The organism is Nocardia sp. NPDC050175, from assembly GCF_044459885.1.
GTDB lineage: Bacteria > Actinomycetota > Actinomycetes > Mycobacteriales > Mycobacteriaceae > Nocardia.
This window is the reverse complement of record NZ_JBITJI010000004.1, coordinates 681612-697717: the sequence shown is the minus strand read 5'-3', so window position 1 is coordinate 697717 and position 16106 is coordinate 681612. Positions and strand designations below refer to the sequence as shown.

Sequence of the window (16106 nt, the reverse complement as noted above, 5' to 3'; positions counted from 1 at the left end):
TCATGTTGAATTTCAGTCACACCATCGAATGTGATCTGGTCCATCGCAGGGCAAACAGCGAGGTCTTCGTGACCTCCACCGACCAGGTCGCCGAGGATAACTATCGGTTCGGCGCGCAACTGCCCCGCTGGCATCCGTTCTTCTCCGACACCGACCTCGGCCGCCAGGAATACGACCCGCTGCTGATCATCGAAACGGCGCGGCAAGGGTCGCTGGCCGTGGTGCATCGCTACCTGGGTGTGCCGACCGGCAGCCAGTTCGTGATCCGAACCCTCGAGTTTCGGGAGGTCGAGCAAGATCTGCTGGCTGTTCGGTCCGTCCCCGCTGATGTCGTCGGCAGGTGCCGGATCATGCGACGCTACGCGCGCGGGGACCAGTTGACCGGAGTCGTCGTCGAAAACATTCTTTGCCGCGACGGGCGCCCTGCGGCCCGCGTCGAGATCTCGGCGAGCTGGGTGGATACGGACCACTGGAAGGTGCTGCGGCAACGTCAACGCGCCGAGCGCGCTCAGCACGGAATCAGCAAGCCCGCGCAGGCGCACCGCATCGCACCGGCGCAGGTGGGTCGAGCGGACCCGCGAAATGTCGTGCTGTCACCTGCACGGCACACGGACGAAGCTGTCGTAGTAGTCGACACCGGCAACCCCACCTTGTTCGATCACCACGTCGACCATGTGCCCGGCATGCTCGAACTCGAAGCGGCCCGCCAGCATGCGCTGCTCGCGTTCGCCAAGCAGGACTCGATGCCCGAGGGGCGGATCACGGCCATCGATGCCCAGTTTCGGGACATCGCCGAGTTGGATCTGCCGCTGCTCAGCAGCATCTGTGCAGAAGGTAGGCGCACCTTGGCCTCGTTGACCCAGGCCGGCCGTGCGGTCGCCGAGATCGAACTGACCTGGCAATTCGAGGCGCCCGGCAGCGCAAACGAATTCACCACAGACCTGATCGACGCTACGATCGGGCACCGTCGATGACGGCGGATAGCGCGAGCGCTATCGACACCGTACTGATGACGACTCGTGCGATCCGACGCAAGCTCGACCTCGAGACGCCGGTTTCCCGCGACGTCGTCCGGGACTGTCTCGACATGGCGAGATACGCCCCGTCAGGGGGAAATCGCCAGAGCTGGGGATTCCTCGCGATAGACGACGCAGGCACCCGAACCGCGGTCGCACGTTATTACCGCCAGGCATTCGAGGCGTACGTCGCCGCCGCGCCCAGCGCCGCACGATCGACCTCGACGGCCCGCTCCGCACAGTTTCTCGCCGAGCACCTGCATCGGGTTCCGGTGTTGGTCCTGGCCTGCGCGACGGGCCGGCCACCGGTCACCGAGGGGCCGGTTCGGCTCGCGGGGTACTACGGCTCGGTCTTTCCTGCCGTGTGGAGCTTCATGCTGGCTGCCCGCAGCCGTGGGCTCGGAACTTCGCTGACGACAGTGCATTTGACGTATGAACGAGAGGTCGCGACTTTGCTCGGCATCCCGTTCGATCGTGTCGCGCAGATCGCGCTGCTGCCGGTCGGGTACCTGCGCGGGTCGATTCCGCGACCGGCCGCACGCATCGACGTCGACAGCATCATGTGCTGGAATCGCTGGACGGTTGCGGCGCCGTGACGACGCTCCGAATCCACGACGGCCGAGTGCATTTGCGGCATATCACCGACTTCGTCGAGGTGATGTTTCCGCTGCGAATACACCTTCCGGTCGCCTTCCTGTGGGCATGGTCGGTGGAGAGCCTCACCGCCGTGATCGTTGGCGGCTCCGATTGGAAACCGTTACCGGGCAGCGTACTTCGTGGGATAACGGTCGCCGCGACCTTGTTGTTCATGCGCATGATCGATGAACAGAAAGACCTCGGCTACGACCGGGTGCACCATCCGGATCGGCCCCTGGTGGCCGGGGCGGTCAGCCCAGGCGAACTGCGCGCCGCGATGGCGATGCTGGGCGTGCCGATATTGATCGTCAACGGTCTCGTGTCGGCGGCTTCGGGCGGCATCATCGCGCTGGTCCTGAGTTATGGCCTCGGCCTATGGTGGTTGGAGCACCGCGTCGCGCTGGTGCGGGACAACATGCTCATAGAACTCGCTGTGGCCCTTCCGATTCAGGCTGCGCTCAACGGGTATCTGATCGTGTCGTCGATCGGCACCGCTGCGGTTGAGCACGCAGGCGCGTACCTGGGGCTGATGGGCTATTACTCACTGCTGTTCCTGCACGTCGAACTCGCGCGCAAAACGGCAACAGGCGGGCGAGAGAAGCGGCTCTACACCAACTTTCTCGGAGCGAACGGAAGCGGTGCTGCGACCCTGCTGAGCGCACTCGCTGCGATCGCCGTGTACGTCGTGCTGGTCCGGCCGTGGCAATTCTCCGGTGGCGCTGCGGTTCTGGCAACGGTGCCCATTGTGGCCGGTGGGTTGCCCCTCCTGGGTGCGCTGCGCTACTGGGCCGGTGACGGCGCACCGATCGAGCGTCGCTGGCCCGTGGGCACAGCGCTCGGTTTCGTCGGAATCTGTTGTCTCACTTCGGTGGCGCTCGGCGCCGCGTACTCGTGATTCACCCGCTCTCAACGGAGGCCAAGATGGACACAATCCCTGTTGCACCGGGACGGTTACCGATTCTCGGGCACGCTCTGCGCCTGAGTCGCGACCCCCTCGGCTTTCTCGAATCGACCCGAAGCTACGGCGACGTGGTCCGGATCTACCTCGGCAGGCAACCCATGTACTTGGTGACCGATCCCGGACTCACACGTGACGTGCTGGTCGGCAGGGTAGTCGGCGTCAACCGCGACGGGCTCGCCGACGGTGGCCGCGAGCTGTTCGGGTCGTCGGTAGCCACCCTGAGCGGCCGGATCCACCGGGATCGGCGCAGGCTCTACGCACCTGCGCTACGAAATCGGCGAGTCCTGGATTACGTGCCGATGCTCGCCGAACATGCCGGCCACTGGGCCCGGTCACTGCGCGAAGACGTTCCGGTCGCATTGGACCGAGAGTTGTTCGCGCTCTCGCTGTCCGGTGTGTCGGCGACGCTGTTCGGTGTCGAACCCGAACCCGCGGTCGTGCACACAGTTCAACGCGATCTCCCGGTCGCCGTGCACGCCGCGGTGGCACGGCAGACGATGCCTGGCTGGTCGCGCGGACTACCGCTGCCGATCGGTCGGCGCTTTCAGGAGACAACGGTACGGTTGCGGACGGTATGCGCGGCGATGATAGCCGCGCGGCGTTCGAACCCGAAAGAGCGGCGGGATTTGTTGTCGGACTTGATGTTCGAGCCGATCGGGGAGAACGGAGCAACGCTGAGCCAGGAAGAGGTCGTCGACGAGTTGTGCGGATTGCTCGTCGCGGGAGTCGACACCCCGGCCGCTACCCTGGGGTGGATCTTTCATGAACTGGCCGAGCAGCCCGAGGTGGCGCGGCGGCTCCACGCCGAAGTCGACAGCGTCCTCGGATCGGGCGTCGTCACCGCAGCAGACCTGCGGTCACTGGACTACACCCGATGGGTGGTGCAGGAGGCGATCCGCAAGTACGCGGCGTGGATCAACCCCATGCGAACCGACGCGCCCACCGACATTGCCGGTGTGCGGGTGCCCGGCAACGCCACCCTGGCGGTCAGTTTGTATATGCTGCACCATGATCGGCGGGTCTTCGAGAACCCCGACCTCTTCGATCCGATGCGCTGGGCACCTGAACGAGCAAAACTGCGCCCACACGACGCGGCGATACCGTTCGGCCTCGGGCCGCGCAAGTGCCCCGGCGACATCTTCGCCATGACCGAGCTGATGGTGTACGTCGCCACCATCGCCGCACAGTGGGAGTTTCATCCCCGCCACGGCGCCACCGTTCATCCGGTCACGCGGGGAGTGGTGGTTCATCCGGACCACTTGCCGATGATCCCGCGCGCACGAGCCCCAGCGATCCAGCCGGTCTGTCAGCAGGGGGCGAAGCCGGATACGGCCCGGCACTGCCCGAGTTCGCCTATACATCAGGCTAATTGGCCGCGGCGCCCATGACCGCGCGGCGATCGCCGCGTTCCCGACTGCTGGGTCAGTGAACCAGTGCCGACTCCGCGGTGTAGTTCTCTGGCTCTCGGCTGCGCCGGGGGAGCAGGAACAGGACTACGCCCGCGGCCGCGAAGGCGGCGGCGACGTACCAGAGCGAGCCCGCGAAGGCGGCGGGCATCTCGGGTGCCTGGGTCGCTGGATCGCCGGAGCCGAGGTGGGATCAGCGGCAGTATCGTCTGCCACAGCGTGATGTCGTGGCCGTTCGCGGTGGCGAGAACGCCGAAGGTGACCATGCCGCCTGCGGCGAGCACAGCACCGGCCTGTAGCACCGATCGTGGTGAGCCGGTAGCCACCGACATTGCCGTGACTGGCCTGTACCGGGTAGCCGAGGTCACGGAGGCGGTCGGCGTCGCGGCGGATGGTGCGCGCAGTGACGCCGAGGCGTTGGGCCAGTTCGTCGCCGGTCCACTCGCGTGGTGACTGCAGGAGCGTCAGCAGTCGCAGCAGCCGACCGGAGGGATCACGCATGTCTTGATTCTGCCCTGCTATTAGGTCATCGAATGACCTAGGGCTCGGCTATATCGCGTTTGCAATGGGCACCCAGCCTGTGCGGGGGCACTGTCGAAGTAGTGAAACACAGGGGCGCCGCACAGGGGATTTTGGTATTGATGCCGGTGATGATGGAGTCTGCGAACGCGTTTTCCCGACGAGAGTGAAGGCGTTGCCATGTTCGAATTCCCCTTGCTGATGACCGAAGCCAAATCGCCACACCAGAACGGATATCCCGGGCTGCGCCCCAGTAGCGAGGTGCGCGACGGCAAGCGGATCGAACGTGACGTCGCTGTGTCCATGCGGGATGGCACGATCCTCTACGTCGATATCTTGCGGCCCGAGACCGAAGCCAGGGTTCCGGTCTTGCTGGCTTACACCCCCTACGGCAAACACAACACCATCGACTTTCAACCAAACTTGGCTGAAGGCGCCGACATAGATCCACCGCTGCCCGCGGGCACCGTCTTCGAAGCGCCGGCCGCCGCGTACTGGGTCGCCCACGGCTACGCGGTCGTTTACGCCGACACCCGGGGGAGTTGGGGCTGTGAGGGCAACGCCACCTATTTTTCGCTTCAAGAGGCGCTGGATGGATACGACTTGGTCGAATGGGCGGGTACCCAGGCGTGGAGCAACGGCAAGGTCGGCATGAGCGGGGTGTCCTATCTTGCGCTCGTTCAGTACGGCGTGGCCGCGACCCGTCCACCCCACCTTGCCGCCATCACTGCTGTCTGGTCTGGTGAATCAGAGCGGGGGTTACACGCTGGCCGGGGTGGTGCCGGGCATCCTCGGGAATCGTCACCCGTCCATTGCACCCTACGAGGTATTCGCCACCGCAGATCGGCCATTGGCGCTGGCTGTCGGCAATAACAATCAGTTTGTTGCGCTGTGCCGGGGGATCGGTGCCGATGAGCTGGCGGCCGAGGAAAGGTTCGCCGACAACACCGGCCGCGTCGCCCATGTCGACGAACTCGCCGGACGACTCGGCGCGATCTTCGCCACCCGGCCCGCCGCGCAGTGGTATGAGCTGCTCACTCCGCTGGGTGTGCCGTGCGGGCCGGTCAACGACATCGCCGGTGCGTTCGAGCTCGCGGATCGCCTCGGACTGCAGCCACGTGCGGACTTCGAGATCGGTCCGGAGCGGTCGGCTGCGGTCGCCAACCCGATCGGTTTGTCCGGTAGTCCCGTGCGCTACCGGACTGCGCCGCCAGCTCTCGGGGCGGATAGTGCAGACATCCGCGCCCGGCTTGAATCCGATATCGCGACAAAGGAGATCTGCGATGAGCACCGTCGATGACGCGCCGGTCGGCGCTGCGCTGGAATTGCTGAACATCTCCTCGCTCTTGACCGAGGATCAGCGCGACATCCAGCGCGCGGTGGCCGAGTTCCTCGCTGACCGGGTCCGCCCGCACATCGGGCAATGGTCCGAAGACCATCACTTTCCGCGCGATCTTGTCCCGGAGCTGGGCAAGCTCGGCCTCTTGGGCATGCATTTGGACGGCTATGGTTGTGCCGGGGTCGACGCGGTCAGCTACGGGCTGGCCTGTCTGGAGCTGGAGGCCGCCGACAGCGGCCTGCGCAGTTTCGTTTCGGTGCAGGGTTCGTTGGCGATGTTCGCCATCTGGCGCTTTGGATCCGAAAACCAGAAACAGGAGTGGTTGCCCCGGCTCGCCGCAGGAGACGCGGTCGGCTGCTTCGGCCTCACCGAAGCCGACTTCGGCAGCAATCCCGCGGGCATGCGCACCCACGCGGTACGAGACGGCGCCGACTGGATTCTGACCGGCGAGAAGATGTGGATCACCAACGGTAGCTTGGCTGACGTCGCGATTGTGTGGGCCATGACCGACGAAGGAGTGCGTGGCTTCCTCGTTCCCCGTGGTACCCCAGGGTTTTCGGCCAGCGACATCAGCAACAAGTTGGCGCTGCGGGCCTCGATCACCTCGGAGCTGAGCTTCGACAATGTCCGGCTTCCGGACAGTGCCCGGCTACCTGAGGCGCACGGGCTGCGCGCTCCGCTGACCTGTTTGGACGAAGCCCGTTTCGGGATCCTTTTCGGCGCGGTCGGAGCCGGACGAGACAGCTTGGACAGCGCGTTGGCCTACGCCGGCTCCCGCATTCAGTTCGACAGGCCGATCAGCGCGTTCCAATTGACCCAGCAGAAGCTGGCCGACATGGCGATCGAGTTGAACAACAGCATGCTGCTCGCACTGCACCTGGCCCGGTTGAAGGACGCTGGAGAAATCAAACCGGTTCACATCAGCATGGGGAAACTCAACAACGTCCGCGCAGCTTTGGCTATTGCCCGGCAATGCCGCACCATCTTCGGCGGCAGCGGCATCACCACCGACTACCCGCCACTGCGACACGCCATCAACCTGGAAGCCGTACTCACCTACGAGGGCACTGCCGAAATACACGCCCTCACCATCGGCCAAGCCCTCACCGGACACGCCGCGTTCAGCGGGTGAGGTACTCATTGACCCGCTACGCGAGTCAGCCGCCCAGGCGGTGAGCGCGTCAGTAGTCGCCGTAGCCGTCCGCAACGAGCAAGGGGTCGAGGGCTGGCTCTCGACCCCTTGCTACCGGCGTCTTGTGGCTCATTGGTCAGCGAATGACCTTGACACCGAAACGTCCGCCCAGCGCCAGGCCGATCGCACAGTGCATGTGCGCGTACATCTCCATTCCCCGAGCTGCATAGAGGGCGCCGAGATCGAGAATGTCGGTCCACCCGTACGACCGGAGCAGGTCGGTCGCTGCCTGCTTGGCCTCGGGGTGGTCGCCCGCAACGAAGATCGTGTGGTCGCCGCCGAACTCGGCCGGGTCCACCACCGTTTCCTGTTCCTGCGTGACGAAGGCTTTGACTACCTTCGCATCGGGCAACGCACGCTGGATCTGCTCGCTGAGACTGTCCGAGTCGACCGGATCCAGCGCGGGCATAACACCCCAGGGTGTGGGCCACGGCCGGGGGATGTCGGGGTTGTAGCGATAGGGCACCGCATAGTCGATCAGCACTTTGCCCGCCAAGACGTCATTGCCGATGGCAGTCAGCGCGGCAACGGCGTTCGCCCCGTCTATGCCGTTGATGATCAGTTCTGCACCCGCCGTGGCCTCAGCGAACGGGAGAAGCGTCAGTCCTTTTCGGCCGGAGAGGAATTCGGCGAATGGGGCAGTGCCCATGGGATCGGTTTCGGTGCGCGCGAGGGTGGTTTGCGGGTCGCGAGTACCCACGGTGACCTCATGACCGAGCGATGTCAGCTTGTCTGCATGACAGCGTGCTCCCGCTCCCGTGCCGAGAATCGCGATCTTCATGTGGTCTCCTTCGGATAGGTGCTCCAGTCGGCGACGATCGGCCGAGTGAGTGATACGCAAGTAATGATACATATGTATCTTAACTAGGAGTGGATGTGTGGTCGGCGACACGTCGGCGGGGCGGTTCCCGCTGCTTACTCGCCCAACGCGCCGGTCCGGATCGGGACGTCAGGTGTGCGACGAGCGGGTGGGAAGCAGGACGCGTTCGAGCATCGCGATGACCTGCTCTCGACTGGGCGGTGTGGTGGCGGTCATCGCGCGCACGGTCAGGCCGCTGACGAACGCGGCCGCGGTTTCGGCGGTGAGCTGGTCGGTGTATCGGGCGAAGGTAGCGGTGCTGACCTGCATCTGCTGTTCGGCGATCGGGCGCAACGCCGCGTCCCGCATGGCGGCGGTATACAGCTCGAATTCCATGGCGGTGCGGTTGCGATGTTCGGTATACGAGGTGACGAGCTCGTCGGCCAGGGCGGGGATGAGCTCCTCGATGTCTGCGAAGCCGCTGCGATCGTGGAACTCCGTCACGTAGGTGGTGAATCGGTCGACCGCGCGTTGCAATGCCGCCACCACGATGTCGTCGAGGGTCTTGAAGTAGTAGGTCGTCGATCCCAGGGTGACGCCGGACTTCTCGGCCACGGCGCGGTGGGTGAGCGCGGCAAGCCCGCGCTCGGTAATGACCTCTTCGGCGGCGGTGATCACTTCGTCGCGGCGTTGTTCGGGGTCGCGACGCCGGCGGGTTCGTGGTTTGTCGGTGGATGTCATGGTCAGCCCTTCTGTGCCATCCGCGAGCGTGTGAATGGCGTCGGCCACACTATAGTACGAAAGTAAAGGTGCATATGTATTGTTACTAATGTACCAAATGGCGGTCGCGATCAGCGGCCGAACGACCGACCAAGGGAGCAATGCCATGAGCAAGCTGATGCCGTGCATGGGAGTCGCCGACACCACCGCGACCACCGCGTTCTACCGCGACCTCGGCTTCGTCGTCATCGACATATCCGGCGACGGACAGGACATCCATCTCGTAAAACACGAAGGCGACGACTGCGCGATCATCTACGACGGCAACAACCTCACCCAGTGGCTGCCCGAACTCACCGACAGTCCCGTCGGATTCTTCGGCATGTTCTACCTGGCCGTGGACGACTTCGACGCCATGCACGAGCGCGTCGCCGCGAACGCCACCATCGTCAAAGACACCGTGGTCGACCACAACGGGGTCAAGGAGTTCTACTTCCGCGACCCCAACGGCTACCTCATCGGCATCAACGATCGAGCGTCGCTGGACAAAGTCACCGGAGACGTCGAACCGCCAGCCTGACTCGGCACCAGCGAACTCGATGGCTCCTGTGTGGCAGCCCGCATGGCGCCGGACTTCCCGGAGGCCCAATGACCGACAATCATGTCCGATCCGAACGATCGCTCGGTACGTCGGAGCGAGCGGCGGAGGTTTTCGCGAGCATGCCCGCGCGCGTCCCTGAACTGACCCGCACGGTGATGGAACTGATGACGGACACCGTCCCGGAGATCGCGGCGCTGAACGCCGATGAGCTCGCGCGGATGGAGCGTTCGGTCGGAAAGGCGATGCAGCAGATCTGCGCACATCTGGGCGGTGCGGAGATGACGGTGGACCACGCGTATGCGGCGGGCCGTCAACGGGCCGAAGCCGGTGTGCCGTTCGCGGCGATCTTCAAACTGGTAGTGGAGAGCACGCGGGTGATGCGCGATGCCGCGGCCGCACTCATTCCGGACGACGAGCCCGGGCTGCACGACGTGCTCAGCACGCGAATGTTCGACGCGGTCGGGGTCGGGACGCGCAACCTGCTGGAGGGCTACCAGCAGGCAGCTATCGAACAGGCCCAACGAGATCACCACCGGCGGGGCGCGCTGGTCGAATCACTGTTGGCGGGTCGCGGCCGCGACCCCGCGGAGCACAGCTCCGTTGCCGAATCGTTGGGACTCCCGGTCCGCGGCACGTTCCGGGTACTGGTGGCATCGACGCCACCAGGTCAGGATTCAGTGACTTTCGAGGTGCGGCATCGCCCGAACGATCCGGTGCGCAGCGTTTGGCGGGTCTCTAAGGATGAGCAGATCGCGGTCTTGTCGCTGCCGGGCCCGGACCGTCAACCGATACAGGCCGTCGTGGACTCGCTTCCCGATGCATGTGTCGGGGTGAGCATTGAATACACCGATATTGCCGGAACGCCGGAGGCACTACGCCGGGCTCGATTGGCGCTGGCCTGTCTGGTGGGCACCATCCACCGGGTGGCCTACTACGGCGACGATGCGCTGGCCACGCTGTTGCTGGCCGCGCCGGCCGAGGCCGGTCAGTTGGTTCGTGCTCGCCTCGGACCTGTCCTGGATCTGCCCGCAGCCGAACGCGATGTGTTGCTCGAGACGATGCGAGTGTGGTTCGACTGCGCGGGCTCGACACCGCGGGCGGCCGAAGTGCTGCACTGCCACCGCAATACCGCCCGGCATCGGCTACTACGGATCGGCGAGCTCACCGCGTCGGATGTCTCAGACCCTGCCAGCAGTGGCGAGCTGCTGACGGCGTTGCGCGCGATCGAACTGTTTCCCGGTCTGCGTGTTCCGTACAGCTCTGCATCTCAACCGTAGGCCGCCCGCCGCGTTCCGATACGCACTGCACGCAGTCGTGGACCCCGTTGTGCCACCGCCCGTCTGAGCGGGTGAAGGTAGTTCCCGCGGCACATCGGAATCCGGTTCGCGGGGGAGAACGATCGGTACTGGATCCGGTAAGTCGACGTTGGCGAGCGAGGTGTTCGCCGCCAAGCACCCCGAGGCGATCGTGGTGGATCAAACCGGCTTGGTTACCTAGACCCGCTCGACACCGGTCAGCCACCTCGGCGTCATGGACGCCGTCCGTAAGGCATTCGCCGAAGCCAACACCGTTGAGGCCGGGCTGTTCTCGTTCAACAGCAAGGGCGCGTGCCGCCAGTGCAGCGGGCGCGGCGAAGTCACCGCGGACATGGCGTTCATGGACCCGGTCACCACCGTCTGCGAGCGCTGCCACGGTGACCGTTACGCCCCTGACGTCCTCGGCTACACACTGCACGGCAAATCCATCGTGAACGTGCTCGCCCTGACCGCCGAGGAGGCCGCGCAATTCTTCACCGACCGCGCGATCCGCCGCAAGATCGGCACGTTGATCGAGGTCGGCCTGGGCTATCTCACGCTGGGACAACCACTGTCGACATTGTCCGGCGGTGAGCGCCAACGCCTGAAGCTGGCCGGTGAACTGGGCAAGTCCGGTGGCATCTACATCCTCGACGAACCCACCACGGGCCTGCACATGTCCGATATCGACACCCTGCTCGCACTGCTGGACCGACTCGTCGACGCGGCCAACACGGTGCTGGTCATCGAACACGACCTCGGCCCCGACGGCGGGCGCCATGGCGGCCGCATCGTCTTCGAAGGCACGCCTACCCAACTGCTGCAGGCGAAGACCTCCACCGCCGAGTACCTGCGGCGTGATCTCGACCGCACTGTCGACCACGAGCAGTAATAGGACATTCACCGACCTATTGGCTTCCTACGGTGGTGACATCAGCGCACAACGACCACGCGAAAGGCGAGAAGCAATGGCATCGAGCACCCGCGGCCCGGTCACCCTCAGCCCGCGCGCCGACCTCACACTGCGCCCGCCGGCACCGTTCGACTTCGACACCACCACATCGAAGCCCTCGACCCTGCCCGACCCGACAACCCGGCACGAGCCGGGCACACACTGGCAGACCATCCGCGGGGACGGACAGCTGCCGGGCCTGCGCCTGCGCGCCGACGGCGCCCTCTACGAATGGGTCAGCGTTCTCGCCCTGCTGCAAATGGCGACCGCGGGACGGCTGAGCAAGATGGTGCACGCGGTGTTCGATAATTACGGCACCCGGGTTGGCTTCGACGGCCATGAGCTGCACGCGTTCTGGCAAACGCGCGATATCGCCGCTGCCGGCGAGGAACCCTTGCGGGCACTCGAGCTCGGCTACCGCGCGAAATCGCTGGTCCGGATCGCGGAGTCGATGCTCGAAGGCGGATACGACGAGGACGCGATCCGCGCGATGGACCGGGGCCAGGCCCGCAAGGCGCTGTTGCGGCTCTACGGCATCGGCCCGGCATCGGTGGGCTACCTGCTGTACCAAACCTTCCACCACTACGACGCCCTCGACACGGTCCCGCCGTGGGACGTCAAGCTCTATGCCCGCCTGCTCTACGACACCGAGGCCGCCGACCCGGATCGCATCATCGCCGACATGACCGCCCGCTACGGCCGTTTCCGTGCCCTGGCCTCGGCCTACATGCTCGAAGACCTGTTCGCGCGGCATCAGCACGAGCCGATCGCCTGGCTCGCCGACGAAATCCGTACGTGAGTCTCGCGCCCCCTACGGCGCAGCAATGGAATACACCGACACCAAAGGAGAACAACCATGGGTTTCATGAATCCCGGACAAGTCGTCTGGTTCGAAATCGCCACCGATGCCGCCGATCCCGTGCAGAAGTTCTATACCGAGCTGCTGGGCTGGACCTATGAGCTCGACCCGGGCTCCTCGATCGAGGGCCGCCGCTACATCCGCATCATCGCCCCCGGCGCACCGTTCCCGATGGGCGCGATCCAGGAAGCTCCCGGCACCCCGACCCGATCGAACTTGTCGATCCTGTCCAGCGATGTGCGCGCCGACACCGACCGGCTGACGAAACTCGGTGCGACCGTGCAGGTTCCGGTTACCCAGGTGTCCGATGTCACCTGGTTCGCGGTGCTCGCCGACCCGCTGGGCAACCCGTTCTCGCTGTTCTCGCGCTCGGAGTCCGAACGCTTTTCCGAACGGATGGAATACGGCGAGCAGGCCATCACCGAATCGATGTTCCAGCCCAAGCCGGGCTGGATGGGAGGATTCGAACTCGCCACCACCGGCCCGCAGACCACCCGCGAGTTCTACGCCCAGGCCTTCGGCTGGAGGTTCGTCGACGCCGGGTCGGGCCAGCAGCTCATCTTCACCGGCAACGACTGGCCCTCGGGCACCCTCTACGACCGCAGCGACGACGGCCTGAACTACATGATCCCCACCTTCCTGACCGAGGACACCGCCGCTGTCACCTCAGCAGCCGAAACCCTCGGCGGCACAGTAGAAGCCGTGCCGAACACCGGCGCGGACGGCACGAGCTCGGCGCGCGTGCGCGACCCGCAGGGCCTGCGGTTCGTCCTGCAGAGCCAACCCGGCAACGCAGGCAAGTCGTCGTGACGGAACCGATGAGGAACAGCGACGCATCGACGGAGCGCAGTGTCCACGCTTCCAGCCCGGGCGCTGCGTCCACCGCGCCGCTGGCATTGCCGTGTATGGGCTTGGGGACCTGGCAGATCAAGGGTGATGACACCTACCGTGCAGTGCGCTACGCACTGGAGGTGGGCTATCGGCACATCGATACCGCGCGGTTGTACGGCAACGAGGAACAGGTCGGCCGCGCCCTCGCCGACAGCGGCATCGACCGCGACGAGGTTTTCCTCACCACCAAATACGCCCAACATCATCCCGGCGGCGAGGAACAGGCACTGACCGAGAGCCTGCGGCATCTGGGTGTGGAGCGAATCGACCTGTGGCTCCTGCATTTCCCGCTCAAAGATCCGGCCGACAACCTGGCAGTGTGGCAGCGGTTCCTCGCCGCCGTCGACGCAGGCAACGTCACCGCGGCGGGGGTCAGCAACCACAGCCTCGACCAACTCGACGCGCTCACCGCCGCGACCGGACGCGCCCCGGCGGTCAATCAGATCCGATTCAACCCGGCGCTCTACGACGCGGATCTGCTCGCCGCGCACCGACGACGCGGCGTGATTCTGCAAGCACACAGCCCGCTGCGGCGACCACCACTGTCCCACCCGAGCCTGACCGCTCTCGCGGACCGCCACGGCGCGACCCCCGCACAGGTGGTGCTGGCCTGGCACCTCGCACACGACGTTGCGGTGATCCCGAAATCGGTCCACCGCGAACGCATCTCGGAGAACTATGCCGCAGCGCAGCTGACTCTGAGCGCCGCCGACATCGTCGAGATCGACGCCCTCGCAGGCCGCTGACGAGACGGATCGGCCAGGCGCCCTCGCCGGACGGGCTGCGGCGGCTCGAACCGTCTATTCGAAGGAGACAACAATGAAAATCGCTTTACTCGGCACCGGATTCGGGCAAGCCCACGCCGCGGTGTATGCCGCGCGTGACGACGTCGAGGTGGTGATGTTCGGACGCGATCCGGACAAGACCGCCAAGGCAGCCGCCCAGTTCGGGTTCGACTACTCCACCAGCATGGACACCGCTTTCGAGGATGCCTCGTTCGATCTGGTCGACATCTGCTTGCCCGTACCGTTGCACGCCGACTACGTACTGCGGGCCCTGGACGCGGGCAAGCACGCCCTGGTCGAACTGCCGCTGGCCGACAACCTTGCCGATGCGCAGCGGGTAGCCGAGGCCGCCGACCGCAGCGACCGACAGGTCTTCGTGGACATGTTCGAACGCTTCATCCCGGCCAACCAAGCCCTCGTCGAGGCCGTGCGCGAGGGCGCCTACGGCCGACTCGAACAACTCACACTCTGGAATCGCATGGCTCCGCTGTGGCCCGGTGCCTCGCTGGGGCTGACCGCGCTGCCGCTCGAGGCGATGCACAGCGACATGGATATCGTTGCCCGCACACTGGGGCTGCCCCAAGGCATCGAGGTGGCCACCGTCGCCCGCGACGACGACAGCGCCTGCATAGAAGCCACGCTCACCTACCCGGACGCGTTCGTCCGCGACACGGTGTCCTCGCTCATGCCGATGCCCTGGGGTGCGCGCGGCGGCTACACCGCCACCTTCACCGGCGGCGTGCTCGAAGCGACCTCGACCATGAGCTTCGACGGCAAACCCACCGGCACCGTCACCGCCTACACCGCCGACGGCGTGCACGAACTCGCTCTTGCTTCAGCAGACCAGTACAGCGCGATGATCGACCACGTGCTGGCGGTCCTACGAGGGGGAGCCGACAACCAGATCGCCCCCGCCAGTGTCCTGGATGCCCTGCGACTCACCCTCGATATCGACCAGGCCGTCAAACGCAGCCGATGAGCTCGGATAGGACGGCAGCCCGTTCAAGCTGGGCCGAGTCCGAGAGGGAGTCCACGAGTGTGGACTCCCGCTAAGCACCACCGCTATCCAGAACGAAACGCGCTATTCTGCCGCGACCCGGGCGTTCTGAGCTTGCCACCGTACGTACCCTGGTCACCTGGTCATGGAAGACCAATCCGGCCACCGCCCCAGCATCAGTCGGGTGCACGCGACCAGCGCGTCAGGCCACGGGTCGAAGTGCGACCGCCACGACGGCAGGCGGCGCCGCCGCCGTTGCCTCGCTACTTTTCGTGCCTGTTGCCACGCGGCAAGATTGCCCCAGAGGCTGATGATCTCGACGACCCCCCCCGCGGCGCCGAACAACATGGCCAGTCGCCAGTCCACCGCCTTGCTCCTTGACATGCGTCCTGGTTGCGGTGACCAGCGCGTCTGCAGCCAGACCGTACACGCGAACCTGTGGCGCCAGTCCAGCCGATGTACGAGAGTGCCGCTGGGCAACCCGAAAATCAAGAAGGGCGTGATCTGGGCGATCATGTCGCCGGCATTAACTCCGTTGCGGGATCCGGAGTCTCGGGACGGGCTTTCGCTCCTCATGCCGCGCGAGGGCTAGCTGCTGGGTTGCGGTGTCCGGTTCGGGGGTGTTTGACCGGCTTTGCTTCGCGGTAGAAGCGGTTGTCGGACCACTACACCTTGGTTGCTGGCTTCGCATGCGTTCGGGAAAACGTGCTCGATGAGACACGCCGACACGTGCTGGCTTCGTCGGTGTTGGACCAGCGATCACCCTGTTATCTCGAAGAGGCCAGACGGTCGGGTACTCGACAGATTCCGGACCGGTCCGGGCAAACTTCTCGCGTGTGCAAAGGGCGCGTGTTCGAGGGCTCTTGAACACGGTAGCTGGCTTCGATAGCGGGGAAGTGTTAAAAGAGCCCTGGTGGGGGCATATGTGTCACGGTCGGGGGCTCTTGAACCCCCGAACGCGACACGGATGACACAAGTTGTGCGCGAGAGGGGACTTGAACCCCTACGTCCGTGGACACCAGAACCTAAATCTGGCGCGTCTGCCAATTTCGCCACTCGCGCGTGATGGTACGACCGTGCAAACTCTACCGGGCTTGACCGACTTCGCGAAGCATCGGGCGGGCGTGGCGTACTGGTC

The 16106-nt window shown here is 65.2% G+C and carries 17 protein-coding genes, 1 tRNA gene and 1 pseudogene; 14 read left to right on the top strand and 5 right to left on the bottom strand.

The window, feature by feature from the left end:
* The first annotated feature begins 2 nt into the window (after positions 1-2).
* Genes ACIBK2_RS17560 through ACIBK2_RS17545 form a run of 4 tightly spaced genes read left to right on the top strand, consistent with a single transcriptional unit; the run spans position 3 to position 4001 of the window.
* Complete coding sequence (locus tag ACIBK2_RS17560; protein WP_396968381.1) at positions 3-974, top strand: ScbA/BarX family gamma-butyrolactone biosynthesis protein; 972 nt, start codon at positions 3-5, stop codon at positions 972-974.
* 35 nt (positions 975-1009) lie between these two features.
* Positions 1010-1612 (top strand): nitroreductase family protein, encoded by a 603-nt coding sequence (locus tag ACIBK2_RS17555; protein WP_396968379.1) that lies wholly within the window; start codon positions 1010-1012, stop codon positions 1610-1612.
* Positions 1609-2547, top strand: a complete 939-nt coding sequence (locus ACIBK2_RS17550) for a hypothetical protein (RefSeq protein WP_396968377.1) — start codon at positions 1609-1611, stop codon at positions 2545-2547. The genes ACIBK2_RS17555 and ACIBK2_RS17550 overlap by 4 nt, the downstream gene beginning before the upstream one ends.
* A 26-nt stretch (positions 2548-2573) precedes the next feature.
* Entirely contained in the window at positions 2574-4001 is a 1428-nt protein-coding gene (locus ACIBK2_RS17545) for a cytochrome P450 (protein WP_396968375.1), read from the top strand.
* A 34-nt stretch (positions 4002-4035) separates the two neighbouring features.
* On the opposite strand, the gene ACIBK2_RS17540 is transcribed toward ACIBK2_RS17545, so the two are convergent.
* Together ACIBK2_RS17540 and ACIBK2_RS17535 are read right to left on the bottom strand one after the other, a co-directional pair.
* Positions 4036-4170 carry a hypothetical protein gene (locus ACIBK2_RS17540; RefSeq protein ID WP_396968501.1) on the bottom strand — a complete coding sequence of 45 codons (135 nt, stop codon included), beginning with the start codon at positions 4168-4170 and terminating at the stop codon, positions 4036-4038.
* Between the two features lie 161 nt (positions 4171-4331).
* Positions 4332-4520: pseudogene (locus ACIBK2_RS17535) on the bottom strand (helix-turn-helix transcriptional regulator); the annotation flags it as partial.
* A gap of 198 nt (positions 4521-4718) precedes the next feature.
* Here ACIBK2_RS17535 and ACIBK2_RS17530 point away from each other — a divergent pair.
* From ACIBK2_RS17530 to ACIBK2_RS17520, 3 genes are read left to right on the top strand one after another with little or no spacing between them, the layout of a single operon-like run.
* Complete coding sequence (locus tag ACIBK2_RS17530; RefSeq protein ID WP_396968373.1) at positions 4719-5411, top strand: CocE/NonD family hydrolase; 693 nt, start codon at positions 4719-4721, stop codon at positions 5409-5411.
* On the top strand, positions 5314-5838 hold the full coding sequence (locus tag ACIBK2_RS17525; protein ID WP_396968371.1) for a CoA transferase: 525 nt from the start codon (positions 5314-5316) through the stop codon (positions 5836-5838). Before ACIBK2_RS17530 ends, ACIBK2_RS17525 begins: the two co-directional genes overlap by 98 nt.
* Entirely contained in the window at positions 5822-7009 is a 1188-nt protein-coding gene (locus ACIBK2_RS17520; RefSeq protein WP_396968369.1) for an acyl-CoA dehydrogenase family protein, read from the top strand. Before ACIBK2_RS17525 ends, ACIBK2_RS17520 begins: the two co-directional genes overlap by 17 nt.
* Positions 7010-7145: 136 nt before the next feature.
* On the opposite strand, the gene ACIBK2_RS17515 is transcribed toward ACIBK2_RS17520, so the two are convergent.
* Both ACIBK2_RS17515 and ACIBK2_RS17510 read right to left on the bottom strand, forming a co-directional pair.
* A complete protein-coding gene (locus ACIBK2_RS17515; protein ID WP_396968367.1) occupies positions 7146-7850 on the bottom strand; it encodes an NADPH-dependent F420 reductase in 705 nt (234 codons plus the stop codon).
* 168 nt (positions 7851-8018) lie between these two features.
* Positions 8019-8609, bottom strand: a complete 591-nt coding sequence (locus ACIBK2_RS17510; protein WP_396968365.1) for a TetR/AcrR family transcriptional regulator — start codon at positions 8607-8609, stop codon at positions 8019-8021.
* Positions 8610-8754: 145 nt separating this feature from the next.
* Between ACIBK2_RS17510 and ACIBK2_RS17505 the strand changes: the two genes are divergently transcribed.
* The 7 genes from ACIBK2_RS17505 to ACIBK2_RS17475 all read left to right on the top strand — a co-directional run bounded on the left by ACIBK2_RS17505 (position 8755) and on the right by ACIBK2_RS17475 (position 14950).
* Positions 8755-9168 (top strand): VOC family protein, encoded by a 414-nt coding sequence (locus tag ACIBK2_RS17505; RefSeq protein ID WP_396968363.1) that lies wholly within the window; start codon positions 8755-8757, stop codon positions 9166-9168.
* Positions 9169-9236: 68 nt separating this feature from the next.
* A complete protein-coding gene (locus tag ACIBK2_RS17500) occupies positions 9237-10466 on the top strand; it encodes a PucR family transcriptional regulator (protein WP_396968361.1) in 1230 nt (409 codons plus the stop codon).
* 253 nt (positions 10467-10719) lie between these two features.
* Positions 10720-11376: an ATP-binding cassette domain-containing protein gene (locus ACIBK2_RS17495; protein ID WP_396968359.1), complete on the top strand. Its 657-nt coding sequence runs from the start codon at positions 10720-10722 to the stop codon at positions 11374-11376.
* Positions 11377-11452: 76 nt separating this feature from the next.
* Positions 11453-12235, top strand: coding sequence for a hypothetical protein (locus tag ACIBK2_RS17490; RefSeq protein ID WP_396968357.1), 783 nt, complete (start codon positions 11453-11455; stop codon positions 12233-12235).
* Between the two features lie 57 nt (positions 12236-12292).
* Positions 12293-13105, top strand: coding sequence for a VOC family protein (locus ACIBK2_RS17485; protein ID WP_396968355.1), 813 nt, complete (start codon positions 12293-12295; stop codon positions 13103-13105).
* A gap of 95 nt (positions 13106-13200) precedes the next feature.
* Positions 13201-13932 carry an aldo/keto reductase gene (locus tag ACIBK2_RS17480; RefSeq protein ID WP_396968353.1) on the top strand — a complete coding sequence of 244 codons (732 nt, stop codon included), beginning with the start codon at positions 13201-13203 and terminating at the stop codon, positions 13930-13932.
* Between the two features lie 73 nt (positions 13933-14005).
* Positions 14006-14950 (top strand): Gfo/Idh/MocA family protein, encoded by a 945-nt coding sequence (locus ACIBK2_RS17475; protein ID WP_396968351.1) that lies wholly within the window; start codon positions 14006-14008, stop codon positions 14948-14950.
* 998 nt (positions 14951-15948) lie between these two features.
* Here the strand turns inward: ACIBK2_RS17475 and ACIBK2_RS17470 are convergent.
* Positions 15949-16030: transfer RNA gene (locus ACIBK2_RS17470), tRNA-Leu, on the bottom strand.
* Between the last annotated feature and the right edge of the window lie 76 nt (positions 16031-16106).

Excerpts from the sequence above, each read along its gene's own strand:
- ACIBK2_RS17480 (WP_396968353.1), top strand. The coding sequence starts at position 13,201 with ATGGGCTTGGGGACCTGGCAGATCAAGGGTGATGACACCTACCGTGCA.
- ACIBK2_RS17520 (WP_396968369.1), top strand. The coding sequence starts at position 5,822 with ATGAGCACCGTCGATGACGCGCCGGTCGGCGCTGCGCTGGAATTGCTG.
- ACIBK2_RS17515 (WP_396968367.1), bottom strand. The coding sequence starts at position 7,850 with ATGAAGATCGCGATTCTCGGCACGGGAGCGGGAGCACGCTGTCATGCA.
- ACIBK2_RS17475 (WP_396968351.1), top strand. The coding sequence starts at position 14,006 with ATGAAAATCGCTTTACTCGGCACCGGATTCGGGCAAGCCCACGCCGCG.
- ACIBK2_RS17510 (WP_396968365.1), bottom strand. The coding sequence starts at position 8,609 with ATGACATCCACCGACAAACCACGAACCCGCCGGCGTCGCGACCCCGAA.
- ACIBK2_RS17505 (WP_396968363.1), top strand. The coding sequence starts at position 8,755 with ATGAGCAAGCTGATGCCGTGCATGGGAGTCGCCGACACCACCGCGACC.
- ACIBK2_RS17540 (WP_396968501.1), bottom strand. The coding sequence starts at position 4,170 with ATGCCCGCCGCCTTCGCGGGCTCGCTCTGGTACGTCGCCGCCGCCTTC.
- ACIBK2_RS17500 (WP_396968361.1), top strand. The coding sequence starts at position 9,237 with ATGACCGACAATCATGTCCGATCCGAACGATCGCTCGGTACGTCGGAG.
- ACIBK2_RS17560 (WP_396968381.1), top strand. The coding sequence starts at position 3 with ATGTTGAATTTCAGTCACACCATCGAATGTGATCTGGTCCATCGCAGG.
- ACIBK2_RS17555 (WP_396968379.1), top strand. The coding sequence starts at position 1,010 with ATGACGACTCGTGCGATCCGACGCAAGCTCGACCTCGAGACGCCGGTT.
- ACIBK2_RS17485 (WP_396968355.1), top strand. The coding sequence starts at position 12,293 with ATGGGTTTCATGAATCCCGGACAAGTCGTCTGGTTCGAAATCGCCACC.
- ACIBK2_RS17530 (WP_396968373.1), top strand. The coding sequence starts at position 4,719 with ATGTTCGAATTCCCCTTGCTGATGACCGAAGCCAAATCGCCACACCAG.
- ACIBK2_RS17495 (WP_396968359.1), top strand. The coding sequence starts at position 10,720 with ATGGACGCCGTCCGTAAGGCATTCGCCGAAGCCAACACCGTTGAGGCC.
- ACIBK2_RS17545 (WP_396968375.1), top strand. The coding sequence starts at position 2,574 with ATGGACACAATCCCTGTTGCACCGGGACGGTTACCGATTCTCGGGCAC.
- ACIBK2_RS17490 (WP_396968357.1), top strand. The coding sequence starts at position 11,453 with ATGGCATCGAGCACCCGCGGCCCGGTCACCCTCAGCCCGCGCGCCGAC.